The organism is Roseibium sp. (assembly GCF_025698965.1).
Lineage (GTDB): Bacteria > Pseudomonadota > Alphaproteobacteria > Rhizobiales > Stappiaceae > Roseibium.
This window is the reverse complement of the sequence record NZ_JAILWL010000108.1, coordinates 1-15,073: the sequence shown is the minus strand read 5'-3', so window position 1 is coordinate 15,073 and position 15,073 is coordinate 1. Positions and strand designations below refer to the sequence as shown.

Annotated in this window: 15 protein-coding genes and 1 pseudogene; 10 read left to right on the top strand and 6 right to left on the bottom strand. The window is 57.1% G+C overall.

Annotation, left to right across the window (positions count from 1 at the left end):
• A pseudogene (locus K5905_RS11035) lies at positions 1 to 208 on the top strand (hypothetical protein); the annotation flags it as partial.
• Here the strand turns inward: K5905_RS11035 and K5905_RS11030 are convergent.
• The 3 genes from K5905_RS11030 to K5905_RS11020 are packed head-to-tail and all read right to left on the bottom strand — an operon-like array spanning position 195 to position 2,947.
• Entirely contained in the window at positions 195 to 1,841 is a 1,647-nt protein-coding gene (locus tag K5905_RS11030; protein WP_297583578.1) for an AMP-binding protein, read from the bottom strand. The pseudogene K5905_RS11035 and the gene K5905_RS11030 overlap by 14 nt on opposite strands.
• A gap of 30 nt (positions 1,842 to 1,871) precedes the next feature.
• On the bottom strand, positions 1,872 to 2,795 hold the full coding sequence (gene xerD, locus K5905_RS11025) for a site-specific tyrosine recombinase XerD (protein ID WP_297583576.1): 924 nt from the start codon (positions 2,793 to 2,795) through the stop codon (positions 1,872 to 1,874).
• An 8-nt stretch (positions 2,796 to 2,803) separates the two neighbouring features.
• On the bottom strand, positions 2,804 to 2,947 hold the full coding sequence (locus K5905_RS11020; protein WP_297583573.1) for a hypothetical protein: 144 nt from the start codon (positions 2,945 to 2,947) through the stop codon (positions 2,804 to 2,806).
• Positions 2,948 to 3,076: 129 nt separating this feature from the next.
• On the opposite strand from K5905_RS11020, the gene K5905_RS11015 reads away from it, so the two are divergent.
• The 3 genes from K5905_RS11015 to K5905_RS11005 are packed head-to-tail and all read left to right on the top strand — an operon-like array spanning position 3,077 to position 6,213.
• A complete protein-coding gene (locus K5905_RS11015; protein ID WP_297583570.1) occupies positions 3,077 to 3,724 on the top strand; it encodes a shikimate kinase in 648 nt (215 codons plus the stop codon).
• An 18-nt stretch (positions 3,725 to 3,742) separates the two neighbouring features.
• Positions 3,743 to 4,885, top strand: coding sequence for a 3-dehydroquinate synthase (aroB, locus tag K5905_RS11010; RefSeq protein WP_297583566.1), 1,143 nt, complete (start codon positions 3,743 to 3,745; stop codon positions 4,883 to 4,885).
• On the top strand, positions 4,882 to 6,213 hold the full coding sequence (locus tag K5905_RS11005) for an HlyC/CorC family transporter (RefSeq protein WP_297583563.1): 1,332 nt from the start codon (positions 4,882 to 4,884) through the stop codon (positions 6,211 to 6,213). Before aroB ends, K5905_RS11005 begins: the two co-directional genes overlap by 4 nt.
• Before the next feature lie 30 nt (positions 6,214 to 6,243).
• Here the strand turns inward: K5905_RS11005 and K5905_RS11000 are convergent, their stop codons facing one another.
• A complete protein-coding gene (locus K5905_RS11000; protein WP_297583561.1) occupies positions 6,244 to 6,540 on the bottom strand; it encodes a BolA family transcriptional regulator in 297 nt (98 codons plus the stop codon).
• A 180-nt stretch (positions 6,541 to 6,720) separates the two neighbouring features.
• Between K5905_RS11000 and K5905_RS10995 the strand changes: the two genes are divergently transcribed.
• The 4 genes from K5905_RS10995 to K5905_RS10980 all read left to right on the top strand — a co-directional run bounded on the left by K5905_RS10995 (position 6,721) and on the right by K5905_RS10980 (position 11,345).
• The gene (locus K5905_RS10995) at positions 6,721 to 7,311 is read left to right on the top strand and encodes a DnaJ domain-containing protein (protein ID WP_297583558.1); all 591 of its coding nucleotides are present in this window, start codon (positions 6,721 to 6,723) and stop codon (positions 7,309 to 7,311) included.
• Positions 7,312 to 7,378: 67 nt separating this feature from the next.
• On the top strand, positions 7,379 to 8,365 hold the full coding sequence (cobS, locus tag K5905_RS10990) for a cobaltochelatase subunit CobS (protein ID WP_297583556.1): 987 nt from the start codon (positions 7,379 to 7,381) through the stop codon (positions 8,363 to 8,365).
• 7 nt (positions 8,366 to 8,372) lie between these two features.
• Positions 8,373 to 10,283, top strand: a complete 1,911-nt coding sequence (gene cobT / locus K5905_RS10985; RefSeq protein WP_297583553.1) for a cobaltochelatase subunit CobT — start codon at positions 8,373 to 8,375, stop codon at positions 10,281 to 10,283.
• Between the two features lie 33 nt (positions 10,284 to 10,316).
• A complete protein-coding gene (locus K5905_RS10980; RefSeq protein WP_297583550.1) occupies positions 10,317 to 11,345 on the top strand; it encodes an esterase-like activity of phytase family protein in 1,029 nt (342 codons plus the stop codon).
• Positions 11,346 to 11,398: 53 nt separating this feature from the next.
• Here K5905_RS10980 and K5905_RS10975 read toward each other — a convergent pair whose 3' ends face one another.
• Both K5905_RS10975 and rpmB read right to left on the bottom strand, forming a co-directional pair.
• The gene (locus K5905_RS10975; RefSeq protein ID WP_297583547.1) at positions 11,399 to 12,085 is read right to left on the bottom strand and encodes a queuosine precursor transporter; all 687 of its coding nucleotides are present in this window, start codon (positions 12,083 to 12,085) and stop codon (positions 11,399 to 11,401) included.
• Positions 12,086 to 12,102: 17 nt separating this feature from the next.
• Positions 12,103 to 12,399, bottom strand: a complete 297-nt coding sequence (rpmB, locus tag K5905_RS10970) for a 50S ribosomal protein L28 (protein WP_297583544.1) — start codon at positions 12,397 to 12,399, stop codon at positions 12,103 to 12,105.
• A gap of 344 nt (positions 12,400 to 12,743) precedes the next feature.
• Here rpmB and K5905_RS10965 point away from each other — a divergent pair, with 344 nt between their 5' ends.
• Positions 12,744 to 13,574, top strand: a complete 831-nt coding sequence (locus K5905_RS10965) for a DUF3108 domain-containing protein (RefSeq protein ID WP_297583542.1) — start codon at positions 12,744 to 12,746, stop codon at positions 13,572 to 13,574.
• 234 nt (positions 13,575 to 13,808) lie between these two features.
• A complete protein-coding gene (locus tag K5905_RS10960; RefSeq protein WP_297583541.1) occupies positions 13,809 to 14,768 on the top strand; it encodes an acetyl-CoA carboxylase carboxyltransferase subunit alpha in 960 nt (319 codons plus the stop codon).
• The last annotated feature ends 305 nt before the right edge of the window (positions 14,769 to 15,073 follow it).

Sequence of the window (15,073 nt, the reverse complement as noted above, 5' to 3'; positions counted from 1 at the left end):
GGGGTTCAAGGAAGCTGATTCCCTGGCCATTCCCGGCCATTCAATGATCGAGCCTCTCTGGCGGGGGCGCCTGGAAACCGGGACGATGTTTCTGATGGAGGGCGCGGGCAGCGTTACCCGGCAGAAGCTGTGCCGTGCGGATCTTGCAGTGGACAGCACGCTCCGCGATTTTGCCCGATCCTTCCGGAAACATCTTAAGCTCCAATAGCGCTCTTGCCTTCGGTCTTTGCCAGATCGCGCAGTTTTCTTCGGATGATCTTGCCGGTGGTGGTCATCGGCAGTGACTCGACGAATTCTATTTCGCGCGGATATTCATGGGCAGACAATCGTTCGCGAACAAAATCGCGGATGGTTTCTTCCAATTGAATGTCGGCTTGCTGCCCTTCTTTCAAAACGACGTAGGCCTTCACGATTTCGGTTCGCAATGCGTCCGGTTTGCCAACAGCCGCAGCCAGCGCGATTGCCGGATGTTTGATCAGGCAATCTTCGATTTCTCCCGGACCGATGCGGTAACTTGCCGAGGTGATGATATCGTCGTCTCGGCCGACAAATTGCACATAGCCGTCTTCGTCCATGACACCCTGATCACCGGTGATCATCCAGTCGCCAACGAATTTGTCCCGTGTCGCATCCGGTTTATTCCAATATTCGAGAAACATGACGGGATCGGGTCGTTTGATGGCGATTTGTCCGAGCGTTTCAGCAGCAACCGGCATGCCCGCATCATCAATGATCGCAACCTCATGGCCAGGTGTGGCCTTGCCGATAGCGCCGGGCAGGGTGACACCAATCTCGGCGGCGGATCCCAGTACGGCATTGCATTCAGTCTGTCCGTAGAATTCGTTGACGGCAAAGCCGAATTCTTCGGCGAACCAGTCATAGGTCTCCCGGCCCAGGGATTCACCAGCAGATCCGACGCTGCGCCAGTTCAATTGAAATCGCTGTCCCGTCCTGTCGACGGAACGCAGCATTTTCAGGGCGGTCGGCGGAATGAAAGCGTTGCGGATTGCCTGTTTTTCCAAAAGGTGGAAGGCGAATTCCGGATCAAACTTCTTGGAGGCGTAGGAAACAACGGGCACGCCGAGCGCAAGCGAGGGGAACAAGGCATTCAACAAGCCGCCCGCCCAGGCCCAATCGGCAGGCGTCCAAAGCAGGTCGCCCTCTTTTCCAAGAAAATTCTGGGAAAGTTCAATTCCCGGCATATGACCGATCAGGACCCGGTGACCATGCAGAACGCCTTTTGGTTGGCCCGTCGTGCCGGACGTGTAGATCATCAACGCCGGGTCGTCTGGCGAAGTGTTCAATGTCTGAAATTCGTCCCTTGCCTTTGAGAGCAGGTCATCGAAGGAGCCAACGCCGGTTTCAGGCCCGTCGACGGAAATGATGAGATTGAGACCAGGAAGCTCTTCGCGAATTTCGGCAAGTTTCGTCAGGCCGGCCGCGTCGGTCACCAGTACCTTGGCACCGGAATCGGACAAGCGGTATCGAAGCGCTTCCAGCCCGAAAAGTGCAGCCATAGGCACTGCGATGGCACCGAGTTTGTAGGCAGCAAGATGGGCAATTGCCGTTTGCGGGATCTGCGGTAACAGCAGGGCAATCCTGTCGCCACGTCGAACTCCCAGGCCTTCAAGGGCATTGGCGAACCGATTGGCAGCACGGTTCAAGATCCGATGGGTCCAGTTCTGATGGGATCCATCAGCTAGCACATGTCGAATGGCCAGTCTGTCAGGATCCCGGGTCGCCCAGCGGTCGCTGACGGCTTCTGCCATGTTGAAACCGGCGGGAAGGGACCAGTTAAAGCTCTTGTTCAGCGTGGCGTAATCGCTGGCGGGCTGCAGCATTGGGCAATTCCGGGGTTAATTTTTAGGGACTCACTTGCGAGCCAGAGGGTGCGCACTTTCCACGAGAGCCCGCAGACGTTCATCCAGAACATGCGTGTAGATCTGCGTGGTGGAAATATCTGCATGACCGAGCAGCTGCTGCACAACGCGCAGATCTGCGCCGTTCTGCAAGAGGTGGGACGCAAAGGCGTGACGCAACACATGCGGTGATATTTTTGCGGCATCGAGGCCTGCGGACCGTGCGAGATCTTTCAATTCGCGCGCAAAATGCTGACGGGTCAGGTGCCCGCTGTCACCATGAGACGGGAACAGCCAGGGGCTCGTTTCATAGGCACCTTCTGCCGCACGCAGGCCGACATAGTCCTTCATTGCGCTTTGTGCAGCGTGCGACAGCGGCACCAGGCGTTCCTTGCCTCCCTTGCCCTTGATTTCAATCAGCCGGGCGTCCCGCATGGCTGCTGAGACCGGAAGGGCAACGAGTTCCGAAACCCGTAATCCGGTGGCATAAAGTACCTCGATCAGCGTGTACATGCGCTGCGCCCGCAGTCGGGCAGCCGTACTTTTCTGGGCTTTCAGGGTTTCTACCCGGGCGGTCTCTATGAGCGTGTCGACGTCTTCCATCGACAGCACCTTCGGCAGACTGCCCCGTTTTTTGGGGGCAGACAGGGTACGGGTCGGGTCGTCCTCTCGACTGCCTTCCGAATAGAGGAACTTGTAAAACTGTTTCAGGGCAGACAGACGCCTGGCTTGCGACGTTTCGGCAAATCCACGGCGCGTGAGATCGCTCATATAGGCGGAGATGTCATCGGACAGAGCGGCGGCAAGTTTTGTTTTGCCTAGAAATCCTGAGAAGTCCTCGAGGTCTCGGCGGTAACTTTCAAGAGTGTTTTCAGCAGCTCCGCGTTCTGCGGCCAACATTTCCAGAAAGTTCTCCAGATCAAAACCGGTTGCCATATCGCGCTCTAACGGCCAAAGCCATCCTTCTTCACCCGCACGGTAATTTCTCTTTCACGCGGTTCGACGAGATTCGCCAGAGCATAAATTGCGCCATAGCCAAGAGCGCCCAGCAAAACAAGCACAATCAACAGGCGGGTCAGGGTTGGCACGAGACATCTCCCGGTGGCGAATCGGATACCGGATTGTTTCAACAAGCCGGGACCGGCGCAAGCCACAGGATCCTGGCGTACTCTTGAGTTCCCCCGTGCCTTTTCCGTCGAATATGCTACAACGCCGCCATGACGCAGAACGATAAGAAGCGGAACGCGGAAATGGAAACCGCAGCCATGAAAGCCAATTCTGTTGACCTCGCCCGGCTGGTTCAAGCTCTCGGGCACCGGTCAATCGTGCTTGTCGGCATTATGGGTTGTGGCAAGTCAACGGTGGGCAAGAGGCTTGCGCAGCGGTTGGGCCTTGAATTTATTGATGCAGATTCCGAAATTGAACGCGCGGCCAACATGACCGTGGCAGAAATCTTCGCAGAACATGGTGAACCTTATTTTCGCAGTGGTGAAGAGCGTGTTATCGCCCGCTTGCTCGGTGAGGGGCCGCAGGTCCTGGCGACCGGCGGTGGTGCGTTCATGAGTGAGGCGACGAGAACCGAAATCACCGAACATGGCTTGTCCCTGTGGCTCAAGGTGGATTTTGAAACGGTGATGGCGCGCGTGCGCCGGAGGTCGACGCGTCCCCTTCTGCAAAATCCCGACCCGGAAGGCACGATGAGAAAACTGATGGCTGAGCGAGAACCGGTCTATGCGCAGGCAGCCTTGACGGTGACGTCCAAGGATGTCCCGCACGAAGCGGTGGTCGACCAGATCGTCATCACCATGGCGGATTATCTCTTTCAAGATGAGGAATTAACCTCCTCACAAACCTCGAATTCCTGATTTCAAAAAGCGTGAAGCATGGCAGATACGATCGTTGCAGAACCCATTTCCGAGGAACAAACCGTCCGGGTCGACCTGGGTGCGCGCAGCTATGACATCGAGATCGGCCGGGGGTTGATGCAAGCTGCCGGTTCGCAGATTGCTGCAGTTCTTCCCGGTTCACGTCTGGCAGTCGTTGCCGATGAAACCGTCGCCGGGCTGCATCTGGAAACCTTTACCGACAGTCTTTCCGCAGCGGGCCTGGATTACACGGTGCTCACGGTTCCCGCCGGTGAAAGTACCAAGTGCTTCAGTCAGTTCGAGCGTTTGTGCGATGAGGTCCTGGATGCCCGGTTGGAGCGTGGAGATGCTGTTGTTGCACTTGGCGGCGGTGTTGTCGGCGATCTTACCGGATTTGTTGCCTCTGCGGTCCGCCGGGGCATGGCATTCGTGCAGGTTCCGACAACCCTTCTGGCCCAGGTCGACAGTTCCGTCGGCGGCAAGACGGGGATCAATGCCCGGCACGGCAAGAACCTGATCGGTGCGTTCTATCAACCGGCCCTCGTCCTGGCGGATACCGCAGTGCTGGACACGCTTCCGCTGCGCGATTTCCGAGCGGGATATGCTGAAGTTGCAAAGTATGGGTTGCTCGGCGACGCAGAGTTTTTCGCCTGGCTGGAACAGAATTGGCAAGCGGTGTTTGCCGGTGGTCCTGAACGGGATGAGGCGGTTGCCCGGTCTTGCCAGGCCAAGGCCGATATCGTGGCCGCGGATGAGTTCGAGGCCGGAAAGCGGGCTTTGCTCAATCTGGGCCACACGTTCGGCCACGCGCTGGAAGCGGCCGTTTCATATGAAACCACGCGTCTTGTGCATGGCGAGGGCGTTTCAATCGGCATGATGCTTGCCCATGAGTTTTCGCAACGCCTTGGCTTGATCAGTGACGAGACCGTGTCCCGTGTGCACAAACATCTGACGGATGTCGGCCTCCCGGTCCGGATTCAGGAGATCCCCGGTCAGTTGCCGAAGGCAGACACATTCATGGATATCATTGCGCAGGACAAAAAGGTGAGCCGTGGAGCCCTGACCTTTGTTCTGACACGCGGCATTGGCGAGGCTTTCGTCGAAAAAGGTGTCGATCCTGCTGTCGTCTCTGACTTCCTCAAGGAGAAACTCGAAGCATGACGGAAACAGCTCTCTGGCTGGCGGTTGCCGCCATCTTTGTGCTTTTGTTCCTCTCAGGTTTCTTTTCCGGTTCGGAAACCGCGCTGACCGCTGCATCGCGCGCGCGCATGCACCAGTTGGAAAAAACCGGAGACTGGCGAGCCCGTGTCGCGAGCCGGCTGATCGCCTCCAGGGAACGGTTGATCGGTGCATTGCTGCTCGGCAACAATCTGGTGAACATTCTGGCATCGGCCCTGGCGACCAGTGTATTCCTGACCTTGTTCGGGGAGGCTGGTGTTGCGCTCGCCACACTTGTGATGACCGCTCTGGTGCTGATTTTTGCAGAAGTGCTGCCCAAGACCTGGGCCATCACCAATCCGGAACGTTTTGCGCTCGCGGTGTCACCCATCGTGCGCATTGTTGTCGCGGTGTTCGGGCCCGTCGTTGTCGGGGTGGAATGGATCGTCCGCCATCTTCTGAGGCTCGTCGGTGTCAACATCGGTGATGATGCATCGATCCTTTCAGCCCATGACGAATTGCGCGGGGCGGTTGATCTTCAGCATATCGAGGGTGGACTGGAAAAAGGGGAGCGTGACCGGCTAGGCGGACTGCTTGATCTTGCCGAACTGGAAGTTTCCGATGTCATGGTTCACCGGACCAACATGCAAGCTCTCAACGCTGATGAGAAACCGGCCAAGCTGGTAAACGCCGCTCTCGCGTCGCCCTACACAAGATTGCCGCTCTGGCGTGGTGAAAGCGATAATTTCGTCGGTGTTCTCCATGCCAAGGATCTTTTGCGCGCGCTGCACGCAGCAGGTGGTGACGAAAGCAAGATCGACATTCTGGAAATTGCCGCACCGACATGGTTCGTGCCAGATACGACCAGTCTGCAGGATCAGCTCAACGCCTTTCTGCGGCACAAATCACATTTCGCGCTGGTGGTAGACGAATACGGCGAGGTGATGGGACTGGTCACGCTCGAAGATATTCTGGAAGAAATCGTCGGCGAGATTGCCGATGAGCATGATCTGGAGTTGGAAGGGCTGCGCCCGCAGGCGGATGGTTCGGTGATCGTTGACGGTTCGGTCCCGATCCGCGATCTGAACCGCGCGGCAGACTGGAGCCTGCCGGACGACGAGGCGACAACCATCGCCGGTCTTGTAATTCACGAAGCGCGAATGATCCCCGAAGAGCGCCAGATCTTCACCTTCCACGGATTTCGTTTCACAGTGCTGCGCCGGGAAAAGAACCGCATCACCCGGCTGCGCATAATGCCGCTTGGGCAATCACGAACGCTGTCCGGTGGTGAGACGCAAAGAACGGCCGTCCAGAGTTCGCCAGCAAGCTGAACTTACGTCCGGAATTGATCGGCGAATCGGTTAATCGGCAACTTTGGCGGCACGTGGATCGGGTTCGCTGTCCGACCGGATCTCCAGAGCGAGCGCGTGAACACCGCCGGCTATTTCATCGGCCAGAAGGTCATTGATGGCGCGATGCCGTGCAACACGGTTCATGCCTTCGAATGCTGCAGCGGCAATTTGTACACGGAAATGCGTTTCGCCGCCCTCGCGCCAGCCTCCGTGGCCCCTGTGCTTTTCCGATTCGTCAATGACATTCAGGAAAACAGGCGAAAAGGCTTTGGTCAGCTTGTCGGTGATGATTTGTCTGGTGTTCATTTTTTTAACGTGGAACCGGTGTTTTCAAAGTTCAAGTCTTTAATGGCCCGACGGTGACTGATACAGTTGCTGGCTGTTCGAGTTCCGGGGAATCAGAGACCGTAAAATAGCTTTGGACACCGGATTAATGCAACGCCCTGCGGCTTGTCCGCAGTCTGACAAAATTCGAAATTCGACCGCATGAAACTGGACTCAAAAATCTTCGATGGTATCCGGGTCAAGCCGGACAAGGAGCGCGCCGCACAGGATCGCCACCCGGTTTGCGATTATCCGGGGTGTCAGCGGCCCGGGCAGCACCGGGCGCCGAAAGGCCGCGATCGGGAGGGTCAGTATTACAATTTCTGTGTCGATCATGTTCGTGAATACAACAAGTCCTACAATTACTTCGTTGGTATGGGCGACGATGACGTGCGCACGTACCAGAAGGACAGCCTGACAGGCCACCGGCCAACCTGGAAAATGGGTGTGAACAAGCAGGCTGCGGATGGGCCGGACGGGTTCGATGCCCGCTCGAGCATGCGCGGAAATGCGCAACGCAGGGCCGAGCAGGTGCGACGTCCGCGACAAAGAAAGCTACTAACGCTTGAAAAACGGTCCCTGGATGTGCTCAATCTGCCTTACACGGCTCGCGGCGATGACATCAAAGCGCGCTATAAAGAGCTTGTAAAATTGAACCATCCGGATGCCAATGGCGGTGACCGGTCTTCCGAAGACCGCCTGAGAGAGATCATTCAGGCCTACAACGTCCTGAAGAAGGCCGGTTTCCTTTGAGCGTGCAGGACCCTGCAGGCTTTCCCCAATAGACCCTTCCCGAAACATCCGGGACTGCGGAGGACTGATGACTGAGACGACGACTGCGGCTATGGCCATGCCGGACACTGAAATTTCCGTAGAAGAGGTATTTGGCTTCAAGTCCAACCTCAAGGTTCCGGCGTTCTCCACCGCATCCGAGCATGTGCCCGAACGCGATGAAGATTATCTTTTTGATCGGGCGACGACCTTGGCAATCCTTGCAGGCTTCGCGCACAATCGCCGTGTGATGGTGACCGGCTATCACGGTACCGGGAAATCGACCCATATCGAACAGGTTGCCTCCCGGCTCAACTGGCCGTGTATCCGCGTCAACCTGGATAGCCATATCTCTCGTATCGACCTTGTCGGCAAAGACGCGATCGTGATCAAGGACGGCAAGCAGGTGACGGAATTCCGCGACGGGATCCTGCCCTGGGCCTATCAGCACAATGTCGCACTGGTTTTCGACGAGTACGATGCCGGTCGTCCAGACGTGATGTTCGTGATCCAGCGTATTCTGGAATCTTCGGGCCGCCTGACACTTCTTGACCAGAGCCGTGTTATTCGCCCGCATGCAGCTTTCCGGCTGTTTGCGACGGCAAACACAGTTGGTCTGGGAGATACGTCCGGTCTCTATCACGGCACTCAGCAGATCAACCAGGCGCAGATGGACCGCTGGTCCATCGTGACGACGCTCAACTATCTGCCGCATGACAATGAAGTCGATATCGTTCTGTCCAAGGCGAAGCATTTCCAGACGGACGAGGGACGAAATATCGTCTCCAAGATGGTGCGTCTGGCGGACATGACCCGCAACGCGTTCATCAATGGCGATCTTTCCACCGTGATGAGCCCGCGTACCGTTATTACCTGGGCGGAAAACGCTGAAATCTTCGGCGATGTCGGCTTTGCGTTCCGTCTGACGTTCCTGAACAAATGTGACGACATGGAACAGTCTCTGGTGGCCGAATTCTATCAGCGCTGCTTCGGCGAGGACCTTCCTGAATCTTCCGTCAACGTCGTGATGAGCTGAGGTTCCAATGGCTCCTAGGCCGGGTAGCAATACACTTCCGGGCAACAAACCCGCTCCGACCACCGAACCGTTTAAACAGTCGGTGAGCGGAACCATGCGGGCAATTTCCGGCGAAGCGGAACTGGAAGTCATCTTTTCCGGTGATCGCCCGGGCCTGTCCGGTCTGTCGGCTCGCTTGCCGGAACCCTCTCGCAAGGTGAATGAACACGACATCGCCGTGACGCGTGGGCTTTCCGATTCCATGGCGTTGCGCATTGCCTGTCACGACAAGTCGGTTCATGCCAAAAACATGCCGCAGGGCACCGATGCAAGGGCAATTTTCGAGGCTGTTGAACAGGCGAGATGCGAGGCCGTAGGTGCCCGTCGCATGCAGGGCGTCGCCGACAATCTGGCGGTGATGCTGGATGACAGGTTTCGGAAGTCCGGAGCACCGGATATTTCCAGCCGTGAAGAAGCGCCCCTGCAGGATGCGTTGTCCCTGATCGTGCGTGAGCGCTTGACCGGTGCGAAACCTCCGGAAAGTGCGAAAAACCTTGTCGATATGTGGCGCGGCTGGGTGGAAGACAAGGCCGGAGCCGATCTCGACAGGCTTGAAGCGGAAGTCGAGGATCAAAATTCTTTTGCTGACAGGTTGCGGGATGTTCTTAAGTCGCTCGACATGGGCGATGAGCTTGGTGACCGCGACGAGGACACCGATCCGGACCAGAACGAGGATCAGGGTAACAACGACGAGGCGGAAACCGGCGACGACAATCAGGAAGACGGCGGTGAGGAAGAAGCTTCGCCGCAGGAAATGGAGCTTTCCGGAGAGGAGCAGGATAGCGGTGACACGGAAGCTGCCGACGCCGATATGGAAGACTTCGCCGAACAGGATATGGCGGAAGATTCCGAGGAGCCGGGCGAAAGCGACCGAATGGACCTGCCGTTTTCCAACCGACCGGAAACCGACTACCGCGTATATACCTATCAATTTGATGAAACCATTACGGCTGAGGAGCTCTGCGACACGGCAGAACTGGATCGCCTGCGTGGGTTCCTGGACAAACAACTCACCCATTTGCAGGGAGCTGTTGCCCGGCTGGCCAACCGCCTGCAACGCAAGTTGATGGCACAGCAGAACCGGGCCTGGGACTTCGATCTTGAGGAAGGGCTTCTGGATACCGCACGTCTGACCCGCGCCGTCACGGACCCGATGTCTCCGCTCGCCTTTAAGCAGGAACGCGACACGAATTTCCGGGACACGGTGGTGACGCTGCTTCTGGATAACTCCGGTTCCATGCGTGGTCGACCGATTACCGTGGCCGCCACCTGTGCCGATATTCTGGCGCGCACACTTGAGCGTTGCGGCGTAAAGGTGGAAATTCTCGGATTTACGACCAAAGCCTGGAAGGGCGGACAGTCCCGTGAGAGCTGGATCGGTGCGGGCAAGCCGCCAACTCCTGGACGGTTGAACGATCTGCGCCATATCATCTACAAATCCGCGGATGCACCGTGGCGCCGGGCCCGGCGCAATCTCGGTCTGATGATGCGAGAAGGCCTGCTCAAGGAAAACATCGATGGTGAAGCGCTGCTTTGGGCGCATGAACGCCTGCTTGGCCGCCCTGAACAGCGCCGCATCCTGATGATGATATCCGATGGCGCGCCAGTGGACGACACGACGCTTTCGGTCAATCCTGGGAATTATCTTGAACGGCACCTGCGGTATGTGATCGAGGAAATCGAAACCCGTTCACCGGTTGAGTTGATTGCCATCGGTATTGGCCATGATGTGACGCGATACTACCGCCGGGCTGTGACCATAGTGGATGCGGAAGAGCTGGCGGGGGCGATGACGGACCAGTTGGCAGACCTCTTTGATGATGAGGTTGATACATCGTTTCAGCCGCGCAGAAAGCGTCGACGGGCCGGCCAGCACTGAACGCGCAATTGTACCGGGGAAGGGGCGAGAAGAGTGTTTCGACAGGGAATTGCAGCCGCTCTCGCCTTTATTGTCCTGTCCGCCTTGCCAGCAGCGGTTTCACAGCCTTCCCTTGCGCAGGAGTTGCTGAATGAAGGCCGCACGGTCAAGGCGCGCACCAAGCCGATCGACACGTTCAGAATAGGTCACGACGACAAGACATTCGGCAAACTGACCTTTCTCGGCGGGCTGGAACTGCTGGCTTCCGATCGCAAAGTCGGTGGTCTTTCCGGCCTGGTCAGCCTGGATAGAGGCAACGCGTTTCTGGCGGTCACCGACAACGGCCACTGGGTAACCGGTAAAATCGAACAATCTGCCGAAGGGGTACCGCTCGGAATCTCGGATATTCGCTATTCGGAACTTCGCGGCGCAGACGGCAAGACGTTGCGGGCACGCTGGGGCCATGATACCGAAGCTCTGACTGTCTCCGGATCGGGTGTCTATGTGACAGCGGAAACCCGGAACGCGGTTTATCGATTTCCGTGGCCGATCGCCACCGGCAACGAACGAATGGTCGGCGAAGTGGCGATGCCGAAGGATATTCAGTCCCTGCCGCGCAACACTGGCCTGGAATCGCTGGCCGCAGCGCCTGATGGTCACCGGCTGGCTGGCAATCTGATCGCCATTGCAGAATCAGCGCCAAGCGATGCCCATGATCTCAGTGCCTTTATCATCGGACCGGAAGGAACGAAGCGATTTTCCATTCGTCGCTATGACCGTTTCGATGCAACCGATGCCGCCTTTTTGCCGAATGGTGATTTGCTGGTCATGGAGCGCCGATTTAATTTGCGCGACCTGATCGGCTTACGCCTGCGTCGTTTTTCAGCCGGCTCTCTGGAGCCGGGCGCGGTTGTCGAAGGCGAAACGTTGCTGGAAGCGGATTTCGATTACCAGATCGACAATATGGAAGCACTCGCGGTTCACCAGAACGAGCAGGGCGAAACGATTTTGACGCTTGTGTCGGATAACAATCGTTCGATGTTACAGCGAACGATTTTTTTGCGTTTTCGGTTGGATGAATAACGCAAAAGGCGTCCGCAAGGGACGCCTTATCAGATACTCAAATTCTCAAGAATTTATGCCGCGGACCTGTCTGCTGTCGGTGCGAAAATGTTCAGAATGATCCGGTAGGGCGCCAGCAGAGCGACGGCTACCAGCATCTTCACCAGAAAATCACCTACCGCCAGCGAGACCCAGAGAAGTGTCTGGAATTCTCCGCCAATTCCAAGGAATGGAACCGGGAAGGCCAGCGACCCGTCTTTCATGCCGAAGAACGTGTCGACAAAGGCAAAGCTTGTGGCAAACGCGATGCCGAAGAACAGGAGTGTATCGATGGCCGAGCCGATCAGGGAAGAGGTGATCGGTGCTTTCCACCAGGTCAAACGGCGCAGACGGTTGAAGATGGTAACGTCCAGAAGTTGCGCCACAAGGAATGCGGCGCCGGAGGCAACCAGAATGCGCGGCGTTGTAAACGCCTCATCGAGCGTCCAGAAAATCATCGGAACAATGATGGCCAGCGCAAAACCGGACATGACGACCCTGCGGGCGGCCTGGGGGCCGAAGCGGCGGTTGGTCAGGTCCGTAACCAGAAAGGCGATCGGATAAGTAAATGCGCCCCAGGTCAGGGTATCGGCAAGGTTGACGTTGCCGATAAAATGCTCGACCGGGAACTGGACCAGGTAATTGGAGGCCACAACGACAAGCGCCATCGCGAAAATCGCGATGGCGTGATGGCCCACGGAGAAACTCCGGGTATCTGTCATCTTGTTACCCTTAAGGGTTAGGCAGCAGCGGCTTCAGCCTGCTTGCGTTTGATGCTGACCTTGATCTTGCGGGCAGCATCAGAAAGTTCGGCGTCAGAAGCCTTCAGCAGGTATGCGTCGAGGCCGCCACGGTGCTCGACGGAGCGCAGTGCGTGTGCGCTGACTTTGAGCTTGAAGGTTTCACCCAGCGTGTCGCTCAGCAGAGACACGTTGCACAGGTTCGGCAGGAACCGGCGGCGGGATCTGTTGTTTGCGTGAGAGACGTTGTTGCCTGTCATCACATCTTTGCCGGAAAGTTCGCAACGGCGTGCCATGATATCACCTTTTGTTTTCGCGGCTGGGCCGTTACAAGGAACCCAGCAAGTCCAAACCGGAACCGGCGCGGACCTTAGGTCCGGCGACATCGTCTCCGGCATTTCTCGGAAAAAGTTGCCCCGCTATAATGGCAGCGCGCGCCAACGTCAAGACATCTCCATCGCTTTGGCAAGAATCTGTGCTTTTATTTGTTCCGTGGCCCGCCGTTAACCACTGGGTTACCATAAATTTGAAATATTGATGGCGTTCAACGGTTGAATTTCATGGTACTGTTACCGCCGCGGAACACTTTTCTGGCGCGGGGGCGTAGATCGCTGCCGGTTTGGCAGCGTGGAGGTTTGAAGTGTTTGGATTGACGTCTCTTGGGCGCCTGGTCGCCTTGCCGATGATTGCCGGCGCTCTGCTGATTTCACCGGCGGAAGCCAAAAAGAGTAGTGTCGGGGGCCTTTATTCCATCTCGGTGGCTGGTTTCAAAATTGGCCGCGGCACTCTTTCTCTTGTGATGCAGGGCAACGCCTATTCGGCAAAGGTCAGCGTTGAACCCGCTGGAATTGGAACATTGTTCACCACCGGCAAAGGGGGGGCAGAAGCGTCCGGCTGGCTTGTCGGGTCGAAAGTGGTGCCGTCCAAGTATCGTATGGCCTCGCATGCTTCAAATCTTGATTTCTACGTCAATCTCGTCCAGGGGTCGCGCAATATCCGGTCCGCAGAAGTGGCTCCGCAATTCAAGCCAAATCCCGAGCGGGTCAAGGTCACCAGGCGGCACAAACGCAATGCGATCGATCCGTTGAGCGCAGCACTTATGCCTGTGGGACGCGCCAAGGACAGTCTCGGACCGAAGGCCTGCTCAAGAAAATTACCGATTTTTGACGGCTGGACGCGGTTCGATATCAAGCTGAGCTACCAGGGAACCAAGGAGGTTTCCGGGCGCGGCTATGACGGACAGGTTGTCGTGTGCAAGGCGAAGTGGGTTCCGGTCGCAGGTCACAGACCATCCAAGGAGTCGGTCAAGTTCATGGCCAAGGCCGATATGGAAGTCTGGATCGCGCCGATGGGTCGCGACAATGTGCTCGTGCCTTACCGGATCGCGGTTGATACCAAAAACGGTCGCCTGCTTGTGGAAGTCTCCAAACTCAACATTGATGGCGCGGGTGCCGATCAGGCATCGCGGTGATCTGCCGCGCCTTGTCTCCGACACTTGCAACCATTGCAGAATTCAGGCCTTTGCCGGGCGATCTCGGTCTGCTAATTCCGCCAGCAGAACGATGCTGAGACTTGCGCGCTCTTGCGTCTCTTGATACAGCCCTCCACGTTATGACATCCAGGCGCTTTTTGTGCCTTCTTGACAGTTTTCCGGATCGGCCGCTCTTTGGCTGGCGGTGCCGGGTCGTTTCAGGTAACCGAGTACATGCACAGCTATTTGGAATTCGAAAAGCCCGTCGCTGACATCGAAGGCAAAATCCAGGAACTCAGGGCACTTGCAGCCGAGGATGGGGAAGCCGTTAATGTCGACAGTGAAATCGACCGGCTGAAAACGAAATCCGCGCAAACGCTGCAGGATCTCTACGGCAAGCTGACACCCTGGCAGAAGACACTTGTTGCCCGGCATCCTGATCGGCCGCATGCCGTTGACTATATTGCGGGGCTGATCGAAGATTTCACACCCTTGTCAGGCGATCGTAAATTCGCCGAGGACCATGCGCTGATAGCCGGAATTGGCCGGTTCCGTGGCCAGTCCGTGGCCGTGTTGGCACAGGAAAAGGGGCATGACACCGACACCCGCCTGACACACAATTTCGGTATGGTCCGCCCAGAAGGATACCGCAAGGCCGTGCGGATCATGGAAATGGCAGAACGGTTCGGCCTGCCGCTGATCAGCTTTGTCGACACGTCGGGCGCCTATCCCGGTCGTGGTGCTGAGGAACGTGGCCAGTCCGAAGCAATCGCACGGTCTACCGATGTCGGGCTTGGTCTTGGAACGCCGTCCGTCGCCGTTGTGATCGGCGAGGGCGGTTCCGGCGGTGCAATTGCAATCGCAACCGCCAATAAGGTGCTTATGCTTGAGCACGCAATTTATTCCGTGATTTCGCCGGAAGGGGCCGCTTCCATCCTGTGGCGCGACAGCGCCAAGGCACAGGATGCGGCGACGGCCCTCAAGATCACCGCACAGGATCTGAAGCAATTGGGTGTGATTGACGGCATCGTCGATGAGCCGGTTGGCGGCGCGCATCGTGCGCGCGAAATCGTGATCGATACTGCCGGCAAGTCAATTGAGGATGCGCTGAAGGAGCTTGAAGGCCTTACAGCGGACGAGCTTCGCAAGCAGCGGCGCGAGAAGTTCATCGCTATCGGCAGGACCCTCAGTTAGACAACGGCTTAAGTTCGAAGCCTAATTCACGGAATTGTCAGAAGAAATTTGCAGGAGGTTGCAGTAATTGTGGCCTCCTTTGCCATTGTGTGGCCAGATTCTGCCGTCATTCAGGCTAGCTTGTGGTGGAAGTTGGGAAGGGGTGGGTGAAATTTTTTTGTCCCATCACCCAGATTTGGTTCGTAGAGGTTGTCCGGTTTCAGTAACTTATCGTCAACCATCATTCCCTAGCCTTTAGCGTGGGGGACGAGACGCAGGAAATGCGAGCAAACCGCGCAGGCTGTCCTCAGTGGGTTTGTTTCGAC